The organism is Streptomyces sp. NPDC020801, assembly GCF_044334385.1.
GTDB lineage: Bacteria > Actinomycetota > Actinomycetes > Streptomycetales > Streptomycetaceae > Streptomyces.
This window is the reverse complement of record NZ_JBIRST010000006.1, coordinates 104,875-121,725: the sequence shown is the minus strand read 5'-3', so window position 1 is coordinate 121,725 and position 16,851 is coordinate 104,875. Positions and strand designations below refer to the sequence as shown.

General features: G+C 71.0%; 13 protein-coding genes and 1 tRNA gene. 6 read left to right on the top strand and 8 right to left on the bottom strand.

Annotation, left to right across the window (positions count from 1 at the left end):
- Positions 1-68: 68 nt before the first annotated feature.
- A complete protein-coding gene (locus tag ACH4UM_RS14680) occupies positions 69-1,553 on the bottom strand; it encodes an aminopeptidase P family protein (protein ID WP_398177958.1) in 1,485 nt (494 codons plus the stop codon).
- Between the two features lie 123 nt (positions 1,554-1,676).
- Positions 1,677-3,224: a SpoIIE family protein phosphatase gene (locus tag ACH4UM_RS14675; protein ID WP_398177955.1), complete on the bottom strand. Its 1,548-nt coding sequence runs from the start codon at positions 3,222-3,224 to the stop codon at positions 1,677-1,679.
- Between the two features lie 502 nt (positions 3,225-3,726).
- Here ACH4UM_RS14675 and ACH4UM_RS14670 point away from each other — a divergent pair.
- Together ACH4UM_RS14670 and ACH4UM_RS14665 are read left to right on the top strand one after the other, a co-directional pair.
- The gene (locus ACH4UM_RS14670) at positions 3,727-4,392 is read left to right on the top strand and encodes a bifunctional DNA primase/polymerase (protein ID WP_398177952.1); all 666 of its coding nucleotides are present in this window, start codon (positions 3,727-3,729) and stop codon (positions 4,390-4,392) included.
- Positions 4,393-4,531: 139 nt separating this feature from the next.
- Entirely contained in the window at positions 4,532-5,065 is a 534-nt protein-coding gene (locus tag ACH4UM_RS14665; RefSeq protein WP_398178644.1) for a hypothetical protein, read from the top strand.
- A 745-nt stretch (positions 5,066-5,810) separates the two neighbouring features.
- Here ACH4UM_RS14665 and ACH4UM_RS14660 read toward each other — a convergent pair.
- The 3 genes from ACH4UM_RS14660 to ACH4UM_RS14650 form a co-directional block, all read right to left on the bottom strand.
- Positions 5,811-6,776 carry a DUF5926 family protein gene (locus ACH4UM_RS14660; protein WP_398177950.1) on the bottom strand — a complete coding sequence of 322 codons (966 nt, stop codon included), beginning with the start codon at positions 6,774-6,776 and terminating at the stop codon, positions 5,811-5,813.
- A 426-nt stretch (positions 6,777-7,202) separates the two neighbouring features.
- A complete protein-coding gene (locus ACH4UM_RS14655) occupies positions 7,203-7,841 on the bottom strand; it encodes an ATP-binding protein (protein WP_398177947.1) in 639 nt (212 codons plus the stop codon).
- 146 nt (positions 7,842-7,987) lie between these two features.
- Entirely contained in the window at positions 7,988-8,815 is an 828-nt protein-coding gene (locus ACH4UM_RS14650; RefSeq protein WP_398177944.1) for a glycerophosphodiester phosphodiesterase, read from the bottom strand.
- Positions 8,816-9,074: 259 nt separating this feature from the next.
- Here ACH4UM_RS14650 and ACH4UM_RS14645 point away from each other — a divergent pair, with 259 nt between their 5' ends.
- Positions 9,075-10,556, top strand: a complete 1,482-nt coding sequence (locus ACH4UM_RS14645) for a S1C family serine protease (protein WP_398177941.1) — start codon at positions 9,075-9,077, stop codon at positions 10,554-10,556.
- 62 nt (positions 10,557-10,618) lie between these two features.
- Positions 10,619-10,705 (top strand) — tRNA-Ser (locus ACH4UM_RS14640).
- Positions 10,706-11,187: 482 nt separating this feature from the next.
- Here the strand turns inward: ACH4UM_RS14640 and ACH4UM_RS14635 are convergent.
- Positions 11,188-11,583, bottom strand: a complete 396-nt coding sequence (locus ACH4UM_RS14635) for a hypothetical protein (RefSeq protein WP_398177938.1) — start codon at positions 11,581-11,583, stop codon at positions 11,188-11,190.
- 1,064 nt (positions 11,584-12,647) lie between these two features.
- On the opposite strand from ACH4UM_RS14635, the gene ACH4UM_RS14630 reads away from it, so the two are divergent.
- Positions 12,648-14,225 carry a S8 family peptidase gene (locus ACH4UM_RS14630; RefSeq protein WP_398177935.1) on the top strand — a complete coding sequence of 526 codons (1,578 nt, stop codon included), beginning with the start codon at positions 12,648-12,650 and terminating at the stop codon, positions 14,223-14,225.
- A 127-nt stretch (positions 14,226-14,352) separates the two neighbouring features.
- Here the strand turns inward: ACH4UM_RS14630 and ACH4UM_RS14625 are convergent, their stop codons facing one another.
- Both ACH4UM_RS14625 and ACH4UM_RS14620 read right to left on the bottom strand, forming a co-directional pair.
- Positions 14,353-14,829, bottom strand: a complete 477-nt coding sequence (locus ACH4UM_RS14625) for a hypothetical protein (protein ID WP_398177933.1) — start codon at positions 14,827-14,829, stop codon at positions 14,353-14,355.
- Between the two features lie 242 nt (positions 14,830-15,071).
- A complete protein-coding gene (locus ACH4UM_RS14620; RefSeq protein WP_398177930.1) occupies positions 15,072-15,953 on the bottom strand; it encodes a bifunctional DNA primase/polymerase in 882 nt (293 codons plus the stop codon).
- Positions 15,954-16,379: 426 nt separating this feature from the next.
- Here ACH4UM_RS14620 and ACH4UM_RS14615 point away from each other — a divergent pair, with 426 nt between their 5' ends.
- Entirely contained in the window at positions 16,380-16,691 is a 312-nt protein-coding gene (locus ACH4UM_RS14615; protein WP_398177927.1) for a hypothetical protein, read from the top strand.
- Positions 16,692-16,851: the final 160 nt, after the last annotated feature.

The following is a 16,851-nucleotide window of genomic DNA, read 5'->3' as shown; positions in this document are numbered from 1 at the left end:
CGAAAACCCTCCCCCTAGGCACGTGAACGGCCGGGCACCTCCTCAGGTACCCGGCCGTCGCACTCGTATCAGCTCTTCAGCGACGCCATCCAGGCCTCGACCTCGTCGGAGGGGCGCGGCAGGCCCGCCGAGAGGTTGCGGTTGCCGTCCTCGGTGACCAGGATGTCGTCCTCGATGCGGACGCCGATGCCGCGGTACTCCTCCGGCACGGTCAGGTCGTCGGTCTGGAAGTACAGGCCCGGCTCCACGGTGAGGACCATGCCCGGCTCCAGCGTGCCGTCCACGTACGTCTCGGTGCGCGCGGCGGCGCAGTCGTGGACGTCCATGCCGAGCATGTGGCCGGTGCCGTGCAGTGTCCAGCGGCGCTGCAGGCCGAGCTCCAGGACCCGCTCGACCGGGCCCTCGACCAGGCCCCACTCGACGAGCCGTTCGGCCAGCACACGCTGGGCGGCGTCGTGGAAGTCGCGGTACTTGGCGCCCGGCCGCACCGCCGCGATGCCGGCCTCCTGGGCCTCGTACACGGCGTCGTAGATCTTCTTCTGGAGCTCGCTGAAGGTGCCGCTGACCGGCAGTGTGCGCGTGACGTCGGCGGTGTACAGGGTGTGCGTCTCCACGCCGGCGTCCAGCAGGAGCAGGTCGCCGGGGCGGACCGGGCCGTCGTTGCGCACCCAGTGCAGCGTGCAGGCGTGCGGGCCGGCCGCGCAGATCGTGCCGTAGCCGACGTCGTTGCCCTCGACGCGCGCGCGGAGGAAGAACGTGCCCTCGATGTAGCGCTCGGAGGTGGCCTCCGCCCTGTCGAGGACCTTCACCACGTCCTCGAAGCCGCGCACGGTGGAGTCGACGGCCTTCTGCAGCTCGCCGATCTCGAAGTCGTCCTTGACCAGCCGCGCCTCGGAGAGGAAGACGCGCAGTTCCTCGTCGCGCTCGGCGGTGACCTTGTCGGTCAGGGCGGCCTCGATGCCGGCGTCGTGGCCGCGCACGACGCGGACCGGGCCGGTGGCCTCGCGCAGCTGCCCGGCCAGCTCGCGCACGTCGCCGGCCGGGATGCCGTACAGCGCCTCGGACTCGGCGAGCGAGTGCCGGCGGCCGACCCACAGCTCGCCCTGGCCGGAGAGCCAGAACTCGCCGTTCTCCCGGTCGGAGCGCGGCAGGAGGTGGATCGTCTCCCTGTGGCCGTCCGCGGTGGGCTCCAGCACCAGGACGCCGTCCTCCGTCTGGTCGCCGGTGAGGTAGGCGTACTCGACCGACGAGCGGAAGGGGTACTCGGTGTCGTTGGAGCGGGTCTTCAGGTTGCCCGCGGGGATCACCAGGCGCTCGCCGGGGAAACGCGCGGACAGCGCGGCGCGGCGGCGGGCGGTGTGCTCCGCCTGCTCGACCGGCTTCAGGTCGCGCAGCTCCGTGTCGGCCCAGCCGGACTTCATGTTCTCGGCGAGCTCGTCGGACACGCCCGGGTACAGGCCGTTCTTCCGCTGCTTGATCGACTCTTCTTCAGCAGTCTCCGGGCCCGCTGCGTCAGCAGCAGAATCTGACACAGCCGGGAGCTCCTCCGCCACGGTCTTCCTCCTCGATACGGCACTGGACCACCCCCATCGTACGGTCGTGCGGAAGGGGGCCCGAGGCAGAAGCACCTGTTACCGGCGGGTCCTGTGCCGGGCGGCTGCCGTCACCGGCCTCCGCTATTCGAAGCGGGCCGCCAGCAGCGCCACGTCCTTTGCGCCGGCGGTCACGTCCAGGCCGTCCGGCAGCACCGTGCGCAGCACGTGGTCGGCGACCGCCCCGGGGTCGTGGCGCAACGCGCGCGGGACGCTCGCTGCGGCGGCGTGCAGCCGGGTGAAGGCGCGGTCGACGGGGTCGCCGGTGCGGTGCAGCAGCCCGTCGGTGTAGAGCAGCACCGTTTCGCCGCCCGTCACCTGGAACTCCACGCTCGGCGCCTCCCAGCAGGCGAGCATGCCGAGCGGCGCGGACACCGACGTCTCCACGAACTCCGTGCGCCGCTCGCCGACCACCAGCGGCGGGCTGTGTCCGGCGCCGGCCAGGGTGATCCTGCGCAGCGCGGGCTCGCAGTAGGCGAACAGGGCGGTGGCGGAGCGGGCGGGCTCGGTCAGCCGCAGAAGCAGCTCCAGGTCGGACAGGACGGCGACGGGGTCCTCGCCCTCCATCACCGCGTACGCGCGCAGGGACGCCCGCAGCCGGCCCATCGCGGCCACCGCGCCGGGCCCGGAGCCGGTGACCGAGCCGACCGCGAGGCCGAGCGCGGCGTCGGGCAGCGGCAGTGCGTCGTACCAGTCGCCGCCGCCCCGCCGGCTGGTGCGGTGCCGGGCCGCGAGCTGGACGCCGGGCACACGGGGCAGCCGGGAGGGCAGCAGCTCCTCGTACATCGTCGCCATGCACGCGCGCGTGCGTTCGCCCTCCAGCAGGCGCGCCAGGTGTTCGGTGGCGAAGCGGACGTAGAGGCCGGCGAGGTGGCGCTGCCGCTCGACCGGCTGGGCGGGCTCGTCGTAGAGCCACACCGCGGCGCCGAGTCGGCCGGCGGCCTCGGTGGACAGGGGCAGCGCGTAGCTGGCGGCGTAGCCGAGGCGGGCGGCCACCTCGCGGTGGCGGGGGTCGAGGCCGTCCTCGGCGAACAGGTCGGGGTGCACGATCTCGCCCTCGCCGCCCGGCAGCCCGGTGGCGGTGTCCAGGAGCGCGCCGTGGGGCATCGCGCTGCGCGGCACGGTCTCGATGTGACCGAGATCGGACCGGGCCAGGCCCAGGCCGATGGTGGTGTCGGGGCCGAGTCCGTCGTCCGGTTCCAGTACGACGAGACCGCGCCGGGCGCCCACGAGGGCGGCACCGGCGCGGAGCAGTTCCTTCAGAGCGGCGTCGAGTCCATTGGTGCGGGCCAGCCGCTCGGTGAGCTCGTGCAGGGTCGTGAGGTCGGAGACCCAGCCCGCGAGACGGTCCTGCAGCAGGGCGCCCGGCGGGTGCCCGGGGTGGGGGGAGTGCGCGCCGTTTGGTGAGGCGGCCGGGGAGGTACCCGGGGCGGCAGGCGCGGGCGCGACAGTGTGTGCGGGCGCGGGAACCGTTGAATCGATTCCGGCCACTTTCGAGGGGTGAGGGGAGTTCATGGCGTCCGGCTTTCCGACCGGTGCGTATTGCTCAAAAGCATCGCGAGCCCCCATGTCATTCTGCGCCGCCAGCAGTGTCTCCACATGTACACGCACTCGTGAGGGGATGTCCAGCATTGTCCTGCCGGGATTCCTGGTGTCAGAGGGGAGGTTGGGGTCTTCCCCCCGCCCTCTTGCGGAATAACAAAGTTGGCTTGAAACTGCCTCGGGTAACGCCTTATTGCGGTCGACTGGGTTTGCTCCACAGAGCGTCACAGCGGTCGTGATGGGTACGTACTCGGAGAAGGCCAGGGGTGGTTGGGGGTCACCCGGAACCTGGTGACGGACCCGGGCGTCCTATCCACCGACGACCGTGCCCCATCCTCCGCGGTGGAGGCGGAGAGCAAAACGCGTGACGGCAAAACGCCATGCTCCGCCACCCCACGCCACGCCCATGCTTTTGGTAGACGCAGTATGGACGGGGCTGCCGCGGAAGCAGCCAATGCTCGGCCCATAGGGGTTCCCCGTGCCTGAAGGCAGGGGTGTGATGCGCCAATAGGTACGCACAGTGAAGTGATCGACACATGGTGTGATGTGGCCCACGGTGTTGCCAGCGGTGCAACGGAAAGGACGAGCGCTCATGCGCGAGATCCCCGGAAGGCGACGCAGGCTCCTGTCCCAGCGCAGCGACGGGAGGCCTGAGCTGATCGGCGCGGCGCTGACCTTCGCGTCCCAGTGGCAGTGGCCCGTACTCCCGGGCGTGGCACCGGATCCGCGGCGGCCCGGCCGCTGCGGCTGCCCCGACCCGGAGTGCACGGTGCCCGGTGCGCATCCCTTCGACCCCGGTCTCCTCGCGGCCACCACGGACCCCCGCATGGTGCGCTGGTGGTGGACCAACCGGCCGTCCGCGCCGATCGTCCTGGCCACCGGCGGCAGGGCGCCCTGCGCAGTGAGCCTGCCGGCCCTCGCGGCCGCCCGCGCCCTCGGCGCGCTCGACCGCGTCGGCATGCGGCTCGGGCCCGTCGTCGCCTCGCCCGCACGCTGGGCGATCCTCGTGAAGCCGTACTCCATGGAGCAGTTGGGCGAGTTGCTCTACGCCAAGGACTTCGTCCCCGGCTCCCTCCGCTTCCACGGCGAGGGCGGCTATCTCGCCCTGCCGCCGTCCGAGACCGGCGCCGGCTCGATCCGCTGGGAACGTGCGCCGCTGCCCGGCTCCGCCTCGCCCTGGGTGCCCGATGTCGAGGCCGTGGTGGACGCCGTGGTCGAGGCCCTCACTCGTACGGGTGTGAGCGCGCCCGAGTTGTAGGGGGTGTCGGACACGGGCGCGGCCGGACGCCCGTTCTGGTCGTTATCTTCCCTTTATGCTGCGTCATCCCGAGGGAGCCGGAAGCCGATCGCCACTGCGCGACCGGCCGGACCCCCGAAGAGTCCGTCTGCTCGCCCTCATGGCCGTGGTGGCGGGCGCCGTCGTCCTGCCGTTCGCCGTGGCGTCCGCGGGTCAGGTGGGCGATCAGAACCGGGCCGCCGACCGCTCCGCCGGCCATTTGGCGGTACCGCCGTTGCCGCGGGGCGACGACAAGGTGCCCTCCGCCGCGCCCAGCCGCTCCCCGCTGCTGCTCGGCCTGGGCCTGGCCACCGCCGCACGCTGCGGCCCGGAGGTCACCTCACCCGACGGCGTCGAGGCGCAGACCTGCGTGCTGACCCAGGGCGCACAGACCTGGGCGCGCACCTACTACCGCAACGCCACCGGCGAGCCGCTGGACGCGGCCCTGACCCTCATGGGGCCCGGCGACCGCACCGTGCAGATGCGCTGCGCGCTGGACGGCGACGACGAGCCGGAGACGTGCGAGACGCCCCGGGAGCACATCCGTGGGGCACCGGCGGCGTACACGGCCGTCGCGGAGTTCGCCGGACACGGCGGGAGCGGGCCGTTGCTGCTGCGCTCGGGCAGCAACTCGCCCCGGGAAACGGGCGGCTGAGGGAGGGCTGCGCTCGGTGAGCGGCGACGCAGATGAAAAGACCCGGTTGCTGGCGACGGGGGATGCACCAGCAACCGGGCTACTGGAACGGTAACAAGAGATCGGCGGTTAGCAAATTCGATCTCGGCTTTCCGGTCACCGGGTGGGCTGCCTTTCCGGACACCGACTCGCCCACGCGGAGCGGGAGTTACGGCCGGAACCACCTGTTCCGTGCACGGTGTCCGGCTGACCGGCCGGTCAGCCGGGCGGTGGATCGGCTGCGGAGGGAGAGGCGCGGGTCGGCCGGGCCCGGGGGCGGCCGAGGGGCGACCCGGGTGACCGTCTGGGTGCGGAAATCGGCTGACGTGACCCGTTGCGTGCCGGGGCGGGGTCGGTCGGGGGTGACCGGTGCCGGGTCCCCCGGGTGCGGGGATCGGCGGGAGGTCGGCTGTGCCGGGTGTCAGGGTCGGGGGACGGGCCGGAGGTGGTTTGCCGGTTTGCGTGCCGGATCCGGGGAATGGCCGGGAGACGGCCGGCAAGTGTGCTTGCAGGATCAGGAAATGGCCGGAGCGACCTCTCGGCCGGCCGGCCGGCCGACCGGTTCCGGGGACGGCTGACGGCTGACGGCGACCGGTCTCGAGGGGGCGGCCGGAGGCGGTCTGTGGGTGTGCCGGGCTGCGGATCGGCCGGAGGCGGTCTGTTGTCGGCCGGGTCCGCGGCTCGGCTGTCGGTGGACGGGGACGGGCGGGGCCGGTCGGCCCGTGCGTCAGCTGAGGGTGACCTGGCGGTTGGTCAGGCCGCCGCGGGCCCGCCGCTCGTCCACGGTCAGCGGCGCGTCCGTGGCGAGCGCGCCGGTCAGCCGCTCGGCGAACTCGGCGGCGGCCTTCTCCACGTCCTGGGCGCCGACCCCGCTTGGCAGGTCCCAGACGGGCACGGTCAGACCGTGGGCGCGGAAGGAGCCGACGAGCCGGGTGCCCTCGCCCAGGTTCGAACGGCCCGCAGCGTGCAGCCGCGCGAGCGCGTCGAGGAGCTGCTCCTCGGGGTGCGGCATGACCCAGCGCAGGTGGTTCTTCTCCGGTGTCTCGCACCAGTAGGCGGCGTCCACGCTCTCCAGGCGCACCGTCGGGATGGCCGCGGCGTTGGCCCGCTCCAGGGAGGCGGCGACCTCAGGGGTGGCGTTGTCCGCGTCCGGGACCCAGAACTCGAAGCCCGCGTGCACCACCGGCTCGAAGGGGGCCGCCGGATCGAGCAGGTCCTGCAGCCGCGGACCGTCGGCCGGGGCGCGGCGGCCCTGCACCGGGGTGCCGGGCTCGGCCTCCAGGGCGCGCCGGAGGGTGTCGGCGAGATCGCGGCTGATGTCGCCGGAGGCCGTGTCGTTCTGCAGGCCGATCAGCACCGAGCCGTCGTCGCGCCGCAGCGCCGGCCAGGCCATCGGCAGCACCGTGGCGAGCGTGACCGACGGGACGTCCTCCGGCAGGCCCTCCCCGAGCGTCAGCTCGACCGTGGCGGCAGGGACCAGCTCGCGCAGCGCCACCCAGTCGCACTCGCCGGGCAGTCCCTCGAACGGCCGCTGCACCAGCTCGGTCGCCGCGTGTGCGGCGGTCCGGCCGTGGCAGGCCTTGTAGCGGCGGCCGCTGCCACAGGGGCACGGCTCGCGGGCGCCGACAACCGGGATCTCCCCGTTCGTGAGCTGCGGGCGCTTGGCCTTCGTCTGGGGTCGCTTCTTGGCCATCTGGGTGTCTCCCGGTTACGGCTCGTCTCGTACGGGCGGGAGCCTAGCCGTTCACGCGGTCAACGACCGGAAGCCGGGACAAGGCGGGGCGGTGCGGTGGCGCAGGAGCCGGGGCGGCGCGGGAGGGGAAGGGCGGTGCGTCGAGGCCGGGCGGCGCGCCCTGCCGCGCGCGGCGCTCTCGCACCGCGGAGTCAGGGGCGGGGCGGACCGCCGGGACCTGCCTGGTGGTGCGGGGGCGGCACGACCTACCCGTCGCCGGTCGCCCCCGCCGCTCAGCGGTCAACGGCCCTCGCGGAGACTCCGCCCGTCCGTGCAGCAGTCCGAGCTCATCGGGCAGCAGTCCGAGCTCATCGGGCAGAGTCCGAGCCGGACCCGAGCCGGACCCGAGCCGGATCCGGAAGCGGGTGCGTGCCTGCGCTTCAGGGCTCAGTCCAGGTCGTCGAAGGCGTCCACGAAGCCCAGTTCGGCAAGGGCCGACACCGGCGGGGCGGTGATGCGGGTGGCGAAGTCGTCGCGGCGGTGGCCGGCGTCGGGGTCGTGCACGTCGTCGTGGACGACCACCCACACGGTGACTTCGCCGCGGACGTCGTCCCGTACACCCCAGTCGTCACAGAGCGCGGTGATGATGTTCAGTCCGCGGCCGCCGTGCGCGGTGACCGAGGGGGTGGCCGGAGCCGGGCGGGTCGGGCCCCCGCCGTCCGTCACCTCGACCACCAGCCGGCCACCGGCGTCGACACGCCAGGCGGCCCGCACGTCGCCGTCACCGGCCAGGGCGTCGCCGAGCGGCCGGCCGTGTTTGCAGGCGTTGCTCAAAAGTTCGGAAAGGATCAGCACGGCATCTTCGATGACCGATTCCGTCACGCCACCGTTGCGCAACTGATCGCGCATCCGGTGTCTTGCTTCCCCCACGCCCGCAGGGCCATGGGGTACGGCCATGCTCGACGACGTGGGCACCTCCTGTGCCACCACCAACGCCACCCCCGAGACCTCCTTCGCCCCACGCCACGGTGTGGATGCCCCATTGGCCTGTACCGGAAACCGGCCAATCCCTGTCAGGCGGCGCATTCGAACGGTCGAACACGCAACGAACGCGCCGGAGCACTCTCTGGCATCATCTGGCTGGATTTCTTCGGTGTGGCCGAAACCGGAGGATGGTGCAGTGGACCGGCCCGGTCAAGGGCTGGGGCCGATCGTGGCCGATCGGCTACCGATCAGCGGCCGAGCTGATGCAGGACCGCGCGCGGACGGTTGGTGATGATGGCGTCGATGCCCAGGTCGGCGCAGAGGTCGACGTCCTCGGGTTCGTTGACGGTCCACACGTGCACCTGGTGCCCCACCTCCTTGAGCCGCTCGACGTACCCCGGATTGCTGCGCACGATCCGGATGGAGGGACCCGCGATACGGACCGCCGCCGGCAGCCGCCCGTCCCGGAGCCGGGGCGAGACGAACTGCATCAGATAGACCGTCGGCAGCGTCGGCGAGGCCGCCCGCACCCGGTGCAGCGAGCGCGCCGAGAAGCTCATGACCCGTACCGGCGAGGCGTCGGTGCAGTCCGGGGCGTCCAGGCCGAACCGCTTCAGGAGCACCAGCAGCCGCTCCTCGACCTGCCCCGCCCACCGTGTGGGGTGCTTGGTCTCGATGGCCAGTTCCACCCGCCGCCCGGCGTCGGCGACGAGTTCGAGCAGCCGCTCCAGCGTGAGGACGGAGGTGTCCTCGGGGTCCTCCGGCCGGACCTCCCAGTCGGGCTCCTCGTCCCGGCCCCGCCAGAAGGCGCGGCTCCGGCCGGACCCGAAGTCCAGCGCGGCGAGATCGGCGAGCTCCAGGGCCGACACCGCTCCACGGCCGTTCGACGTACGGTTGACGCGGCGGTCGTGCACGCAGACGAGGTGGCCGTCCGCGGTCAGCCGTACGTCGCACTCGAGGGCGTCCGCGCCGTCCTCGATCGCCTTGCGGTAGGCGGCGAGCGTGTGCTCGGGGGCGGCCTCGGAGGCTCCGCGGTGGGCGACGACCTGGATGTGGTGCTGTCGTGCGTGGGTCACCGCGTCATGGTGCCACCGCCAGGGGGTACGCGTGACGGCGAACGGGCGTCGATAATGTGTCTGTTTCATGTGAGATGACCCATATAAAGAATGACCCTGGACCCACAGCCACCGCTTATGGTGCTCTGACGGCCCATGGGAAAAGCTGACGACATACACCTGAACATGCACAGCTGGAGCACGCCGGGTCGTCGGCAGGCACGAGCGAGCGTGACCGAGTGCGACCGACAACAACAGCCGTGGATCGAGGAGAAGAGCTGTGAGCACCGAGAACGAGGGCACCGCGGTACCCCCGGCCCCGTCCGCACCTCCCGTGCCGGTGGAATCTCCCGCAGCTTCCCCGGAGCCGGCCGTCCCCCAGAGCGGCGCCCCCACGCCCCCACCCCCCAGCACGCCCCCGTACGCGCCCGGGGCGCCCCAGCAGGACGCGCTGCACACCGGCGCGCCCGCCCACGGACCCCAGGGCCCGGGCCCGCACACCCACGGACCGCAGGGCCCCGGCACTCCCACCGGCGCCCCCTGGCCACCCCCGGCCCCCGCCACGCCCACCTACGCCGACGGCGGCGCCGGCGCGGGCTCCGGCTGGGGTACGGCGTACCAGCAGCCGGCGCCGAAGCCGGGCGGCCGGCGCGGGCTGGTCGCGGCGGTCCTGGTGGCCGCCCTGGTCGCCGGCGGCCTGGGCGGCGGCATCGGCTACACCCTGGCCAGGAACGACGACAGCGGCTCCACCACCGTCTCCGCCTCGGACACAGGCGCCTCGCAGGTCAAGCGCGACCCGAACTCGGTCGCGGGCGTGGCCGCCAAGGCGCTGCCGAGCACGGTCACCATCGAGGCCGAGAACAACAGCGGCCAGGGCGGTACCGGCACCGGCTTCGTGTTCGACGCCCAGGGCCACATCGTCACCAACAACCATGTCGTCGCCGACGCCGTCGACGGGGGCAAACTCACCGCCACCTTCCCGGACGGGAAGAAGTACGACGCCGAGATCGTCGGCCACGCGCAGGGCTACGACGTCGCGGTCATCAAGCTCAAGAACCCCCCGTCCGATCTCAAGCCGCTGCCCCTCGGCGACTCCGACCGGATGGCCGTCGGCGACGAGACGATCGCCATCGGCGCCCCCTTCGGCCTGTCGAACACTGTGACGACGGGCATCATCAGCGCCAAGAACCGCCCGGTCGCCTCCAGCGACGGCAGTTCCGGCAGCAAGGCGTCCTACATGAGCGCCCTGCAGACGGACGCGTCCATCAACCCGGGCAACTCCGGCGGCCCGCTCCTGGACGCGCGCGGCGCGGTGATCGGCATCAACTCCGCGATCCAGTCCACGGGCAGCGGTGGTCTCGGCGGCTCCGGCCAGTCCGGCTCGGTCGGTCTGGGCTTCGCCATCCCGATCAACCAGGCCAAGTACGTCGCCCAGCAGCTGATCAAGACCGGAAAGCCGGTCTACGCGAAGATCGGCGCGTCGGTGTCCCTGGAGGACTCGACCAACGGCGCCAAGATCACCGACCAGGGCGTCAGCGGCTCCGCCGCGGTGGAACCGGGCGGCCCCGCCGACAAGGCCGGCCTCAAGCCCGGCGACGTCATCAGCAAGCTCGACGACCGGGTGATCGACTCCGGCCCCACCCTCATCGGCGAGATCTGGACCCACAAGCCCGGCGACAAGGTCACGATCACCTACCAGCGCGGCGGCAAGGAGCACACCGTCGACCTCACCCTCGGCTCCCGCGCCGGCGACAGCAGCTGACCCCCACACGCGCCCGCGAACCCGTTAGTCTTGTCCCGCGCCGCCGATCACGGCCGGCGCGGGGTGGGTTGCCCGAGCGGCCTAAGGGAACGGTCTTGAAAACCGTCGTGGCAGCGATGTCACCGTGGGTTCAAATCCCACACCCACCGCGCAGGTCATAGACAGTGCAGGTCAGAGGGGGTGCCCGCCATCCGGGGCACCCCCTCTGCGCGCACCTTGTCTCACCCTGATTCGGCGGTGTCCCGCCCGATGCTTGAACTGCTGCTCCTCGTGCGGCTTGCCGTCGTCCGTCCTGCCGACCCCACTTGCGGCCGGGCGCCGGCGAGCATGAGCCGCCCCCACCCCTCCGCGGGGAGGTCACACTGGTCGGCGCTGAGCCGACTCAGGCACGCGCCCTGTTGGACGCCGTCCGCGCACAGGTTCCTCGCGGGGCCCACCTGGTCGCGTTCTTCGCGTGCGTCTACTACGCCGCGATGCACGCGATCGGCTGCGGACGTGGCCTCTTCGGGGGCGTCCCCCTTGTTCAGCAGGCGGGGCCGATCGCCACCTCAACGCCCTTGAGACACGTTGGCGGGCGACGCGTCGGTGTTGAATCAGGTGGCTCGATGGCGTGGACGGATCCGTACTGCCGTCAGTTGTGCTCGTCCTCCCGCCAATGCTCCCAGGCACGCCGATATTGCCCAACCACGCATGACCATGTGCCGTTTTCGCTTGGATCTTCCCAAGCGACCTCATCCGCCAGAATTTTCGGAGTGGCGGGTCGCTCGGTACCTGGAACTACGGGTAGCCCGACCGCGTACAGCTCGACATAGACGTCGGGGATTCTATAGGCCATTTCAAATAGAATTTCCGCTTCCGGTGCCGAGGGGTTCACAATGAAGCCCACACCCATTCCTGATTCGTCTTGTAGGAGTATCTCCACGTAACCTTCTCCGTCCGGCGCGGAGAAGGTGATGGTTGGTGTTTCTTCAATACCCACCGACAGGTCGCGAAGAACACGCCCGGAAAGTTCCTTCAGGTTTGTCATGAGTATATCCTCTGACGGCTAGAATTGGCGTCACGATGAAGTCGAAAACGGTCGTGATGTACTGCGTACTGCGACCGCTACGGAAGTGCTCGTTGACCGTGAGCACGTAGTGACTGGTGTCCACCCGGAACGACGAATGCACCAGGTAGTTCGCGGCTATGGAGGGATGGCTGTCAGCGTAGCCGAAACTGCGACCGTTCCGCGTTGCCGTGGCACTCTCCGTCATTGGACCAGTTGCCGTTGCGGCCACGTTAGCGTGGAGCTTCATGCTCCACGCTAACGCCATGTGAGGGTCGTAGTAGTGCACTTGCCCAGTGAAGTGCCCGTATTACGAGTCACCCCTGTAGTCGGGCGCCTGCGGGCTAAAGAAGTACGTGACCCCCGGTACGGGTGATTTCTCTACCTTGGCCACTTTTCCGTCAATTACGGTCTTGGTCTCGGTGTGCTCGTTTACCGTGACCTCAACTGCACGGAGTGGCTGCTGAGAGGCATCACGCCCTTGCTCGGCCGCCGAAGCGGAGGCAGTCAACGACAGCATGGCAAGCATGGCAAGACCAATACCGGGCCATTCGTTCTTCTTTCACGCGTCGCTACCGCTCATGAAGAGCGCAACAAGGCAGCTGCGACTGCTGAACAACGGAAGGTCGCCGAGGGTTCGAATCCCACACCCACCGCTCTGCTCAACGGCCCCTGACCTGGTGGACCGGTCGGGGGCCGTCGGTGCGGTCCCTTACCGTGATCGCCCGGTGTTCCCCGTGATGTCCCGCTCGACCGGGTCGACCGGGCACGGGAGGGGGCACGCTCCCCGGCCCTTCGGCAGCACCGTCACCCCGGGCCGGCACCTTCGCGCACGCCGGCCGGCGGGGACGGGCGGAACGGGCGCGGACCGTGTGCCCCGCGGGCCCCAGGACCGCTGCGCACCCTTCCCAGCCCGTGCGGTCCTTCGCGTGTCACGGTGCCCACCGCATCCGAAACAACTGTTTCCAAGGTCGTTAGTCCTTAGTATTTGTGACGATATGTCATAGTTTCTGCCTGTGCTGTATCCGTGAAAGGAGGATCCTCGGATGGCGTTCATGCCTCAGGCCCGGCGGAGACTGGCCGGGATCGGTGCGGCGGCCCTGGCCGTCGGCCTTGTTTCGGCCTTCGTCCCCGATCCGACGCCGGGCCCGCAGGGCCAAGTCCAGTACGCGGACGCGTCGAACGCCGTTCCTGGCAGTTACATCGTCGTCCTCAAGGACGGCGCCATGAAGGCCGACTCCGGCAACGGTCAGGCGCTTGCTGCGAAGTACCGAGCCACCATTGGGCGTATCTACGCCAAGGCCCTCAACGGGTACGCGATCCGCGCCACGGCGGCCGACGCCAAACGGTTCGCCGCCGATTCGGCCGTCTCCTCCGTCGTCCAGAACCGGACGCTCCACCTCGACGCCACCCAGTCGAACCCGCCCTCCTGGGGCCTGAACCGCATTGACCAGAAGACCCTGCCGCTCGACGGCAGGTATACGTACCCAGACTCGGCGGGCCAGGGTGTGACCGCGTACATCATCGACACCGGCGTACGCATCACCCACAACGATTTCGGTGGCCGTGCCTCCAGCGGCTACGACTTCATCGACAACGACCCCATTGCGCAGGACGGCCACGGCCACGGCACGCACGTCGCGGGCACGGTCGCCGGCAGCTCGTACGGCGTCGCCAAGAAGGCGAAGGTCGTCGCCGTCCGCGTCCTGAACGACGCGGGCTCCGGCACGACCGAGCAGGTGGTCGCCGGCATCGACTGGGTGGCCCAGCACCACAGCGGCCCGTCCGTGGCCAACATGTCCCTCGGCGGTCCCGCCGACAGCGCGCTCGACACGGCCGTCCGCAACACCATCGCCTCCGGCGTGACCTTCGCGGTCGCCGCCGGCAACAGCAACACGGACGCCTCCGGCTCCTCGCCCGCCCGGGTGAGCGAGGCACTCACGGTCGGTGCCAGCACCTTGAGCGATGTGCGGGCCGGCTACTCCAACTACGGCCCGGTCCTCGACCTCTTCGCTCCGGGCTCGTCGATCACGTCCACCTGGAACACCAGCGACACGGCCACGGCCGTCCTGTCCGGCACCTCGATGGCGGCACCGCACGTCACGGGAGCGGCGGCTCTCTACCTGGCGGACCATCCGACGGCGACGCCCGCGCAGGTCGCCTCGGCCCTGACGGGCGCCGCGTCCACCGGCGTGGTGTCCGGCCCCGGCCCCGGCTCCCCCAACCGGCTGCTCAATGTCGTCGGCGGTGCGGCGACGCCCCCGCCGCCGCCCCCGACCGGACCGCGCTTCGAGAACACCGCGGACTACCCGATCCACGACTTCTCCACCGCGCAGTCGCCGATCACCGTCACAGGGGTTCCCGGTAACGCGCCCTCGGCCCTCGGTGTGGAGGTGCACATCAAGCACACGTACATCGGTCAGCTCCGGATCCAGCTGATCGCGCCGGACGGGTCGGCCTACCTGCTCAAGCCCTACGGAACCGGCGGCAGCTCGGACGACATCGACACCATCTACACGGTCAACGCCTCCTCGGAGACGGCGAACGGCACCTGGAAACTGAGGGTCGGTGACTACGGGCTGTCCGAAACCGGGAAGATCGACTCCTGGGCGCTGCAGTTCTGAGCACGACGGCGAACCCCGGCGCGGGTCGGACGCGCCGGGGTTCGGCGACGGGGAGAGCCGTGGCGCCGCCGGGGAAACGGCTACGCCAGGACGGGCCCGCCGTTGGGGGCCTGGAGGCCGCCTCGGATCACTGAGGCGGGTGGGGCAGCGACGTGAACGTGCACGACCCGATCGGCCGGCTGTTTGCGCATGTGCCGTGCCACACGTCTCCCCTCCTGGTCAACGCGGTGATGAGCACCGGGCCGCCGTAGACGTCGTCGATGTTGGATGCCACTGTGGCGCCGACGACGTCGGTGGGGCCACCCACGAGCTGCCAGTTGCCAATGGCGGTGGGCGGGCTGGTCGACTCGTCGACCGTCAAGACGTACAGCCTGCCGTCACACACCGCCGAGACGTACGCGGTGGGGGGTTGCAGGTAGTACTCGTTGCCTGCGGAGTCGATGTCCTGACAGCGCTTCGTCCCTTCCGGAGTCGACCGAGCGTTGACGAGCTGCACCAACTGTTCGGCCCCGGGCCGCGTCTGAGCTTCGGCAGCTCCGGCCCCGATGAACGTCATGACGACCGCGGTGGCCAGCGACGCGGCAACCCTGCGCTTCAGTTCCATTCCATGCGCTCCCTCTGTTGCGGAAAACAGGCTTTTAACCTGATCGTCGGGAAAACATATGAATGTCTACCCGGGCGGTCCTGTCCACCGCGGGACGCGCACGGCTTTCACTCACATGCCGCGACGCAGGAGTGACCGGCCTCAACCGCAAGGGAGCGAGTGGGGTTCCGGCCGCCGGCCGGTCTTCTGAGAGCGCAAGGAGCCGGGACCTGCCGAAGGCGGACGAGCGCGCCGCCGTGGGCTCACGGCCGGTGCCCCGTCAGACGGGCCGCCGAGGCGATGGTTGCGCGGGCCTCGCGTTCGGTGAGGCCGGTGTTCAGGGCCGCGTCGACCAGGGGGTCGACGAGGGCGGGGCCGATGCCGTCCTCGTAGGCGCGGCAGGCGGCCCAGAACAGGCGGGTGTTGCGCTGGCCCTCGTGGGCTGCGAGGACGAACTGCACCAGGCCCTGGCCGTGCCGGCCGGCGGACGGCGGCACGGGGTGGTGGGGAACGCGGGGCGGCGGGAGCAGCAGGCGCAGCAGGGATCGTGGGCAGGGCGCGGGGGCGAGGTGGGCGGTGCCGGGGGCGGTGGCGTACACGCCGTGTTCGGTGCGGGAGCCGGGGCCGACCAGGTAGCCGCCGGCGCCGCGGATGTCGATGCCGGGGGCCAGGCGGCCGGCCGAGTTGGGGACGACGACGTCCGGCGGTCCGCTCAGCCACAGATGGCGGCCGCCGCTGGGGGTCAGGACGACCACGGTGGCGGGGATGGTGAACAGGTGGCGCAGGGCGAGTTCGCGCAGCGCGGCCGAGGAGTCGGTGCCGGTCTTGGTGTCCAGGTCGATGCCGATCAGGTGGTGCGGGGGCAGTCCGCAGGCGATGCCGTAGCCGGTGGCCCAGGGTGCGGCGGCGAACAGCTCGCGGATGCGCCTGGGGTCGGTGGAGGCGTCGTAGACGCCGTGGCCGAAGCGGCCGCACTCGCCGTGGCAGGGAGGGACGGCCGGGGCGGGGCCGGGGGCGTCGCGGTGCGGGGAGCGCAGGGCCGGGAGCTTCGTCCGGGACAGGGGAATGACGGCCAGTCCGCGTTCGGCGGCTGACAGCGCGTATGCGAGGGCCAGGGTCGTGGCCTGCCGGTCGATGGTGGCCATGACTTCATTTTCGTACGTACGTTCGAAAAAGGGAAGAGGGGAGGATGTGACGCGCCCGGGGGTGCGGCCCCGGCGCGGGGTACGGCCGGGAGGTGGCGGAACGGTTCCTCCCCTTGCAGCGCTGCGTGGGTGAGGGTCCTGGTCGGTCCCTGTCGCCGCTTCCGGGGCAGGAAAGGTGGCGAAAGGGGTTTATCGACTTGTCCTCACGCTTGCGTGCGAATCAGGGCTTCCGGGGTGGTTCGCCGGGATCCCGTGGGCAATCCTGATCTCGCGACGTCGAGAGAGACAGCCCGGGCGGTCGGCCAACTGCCCTGGTGAAAGCCGTAGTTCACGCAACTTCACGCCATTTCACGCAAGTCTCCGCCGCTTTGCGCGGCTTCACTGCTTCCGGCAGGCAGCAGGTGTACCTCTTACTGGAGGAGCAATATGGCAAGCATCCGTACCGCCCGCGTTCTCGCCGCCGTCGCGGCCGTCCCACTCGCGGCCGCCCTCTTCACCGGGGTCGCGGCCGCGGACGACGGCGCCTTCGCGGGCGGCGGATCGAACGCGGGGGCCGCGAGCCTCGCGGGCAGCGGAGTCGGCCACAACAACAGCGGCAACTCGTCCACCGCGCAGCAACAGGCGGCAGGCTCCGGCGCCTCGAACCAGAGCAACAACGCACAGGTCAACGGCTCCGCGTTCACGGCCATCCAGCAGGGCAACAAGAACGTCGCCATCCACTTCACCCGTCTGTGGTGAGCCGGGGCGGGCCGGCGGGCATTCTGGGGACCCGCCGGCCCTGAACTCCCTTGCGGGTGTGCTTTTGGGGACGCAACACACGTCTGCGCGGCGGTGCTTCGGCACCGCCGCGCAGACGTTTTCCCAGGGGCCCCTGACCTCCCGGCCGCAGGTACCACCC

Bases quoted from the DNA above. Each gene is read 5' to 3' on its own strand.
- ACH4UM_RS14675 (WP_398177955.1), bottom strand. From the start codon at position 3,224: ATGCTGGACATCCCCTCACGAGTGCGTGTACATGTGGAGACACTGCTG.
- ACH4UM_RS14670 (WP_398177952.1), top strand. From the start codon at position 3,727: ATGCGCGAGATCCCCGGAAGGCGACGCAGGCTCCTGTCCCAGCGCAGC.
- ACH4UM_RS14665 (WP_398178644.1), top strand. From the start codon at position 4,532: ATGGCCGTGGTGGCGGGCGCCGTCGTCCTGCCGTTCGCCGTGGCGTCC.
- ACH4UM_RS14660 (WP_398177950.1), bottom strand. From the start codon at position 6,776: ATGGCCAAGAAGCGACCCCAGACGAAGGCCAAGCGCCCGCAGCTCACG.
- ACH4UM_RS14655 (WP_398177947.1), bottom strand. From the start codon at position 7,841: ATGCGCCGCCTGACAGGGATTGGCCGGTTTCCGGTACAGGCCAATGGG.
- ACH4UM_RS14635 (WP_398177938.1), bottom strand. From the start codon at position 11,583: ATGACAAACCTGAAGGAACTTTCCGGGCGTGTTCTTCGCGACCTGTCG.
- ACH4UM_RS14630 (WP_398177935.1), top strand. From the start codon at position 12,648: ATGGCGTTCATGCCTCAGGCCCGGCGGAGACTGGCCGGGATCGGTGCG.
- ACH4UM_RS14625 (WP_398177933.1), bottom strand. From the start codon at position 14,829: ATGGAACTGAAGCGCAGGGTTGCCGCGTCGCTGGCCACCGCGGTCGTC.
- ACH4UM_RS14620 (WP_398177930.1), bottom strand. From the start codon at position 15,953: ATGGCCACCATCGACCGGCAGGCCACGACCCTGGCCCTCGCATACGCG.
- ACH4UM_RS14615 (WP_398177927.1), top strand. From the start codon at position 16,380: ATGGCAAGCATCCGTACCGCCCGCGTTCTCGCCGCCGTCGCGGCCGTC.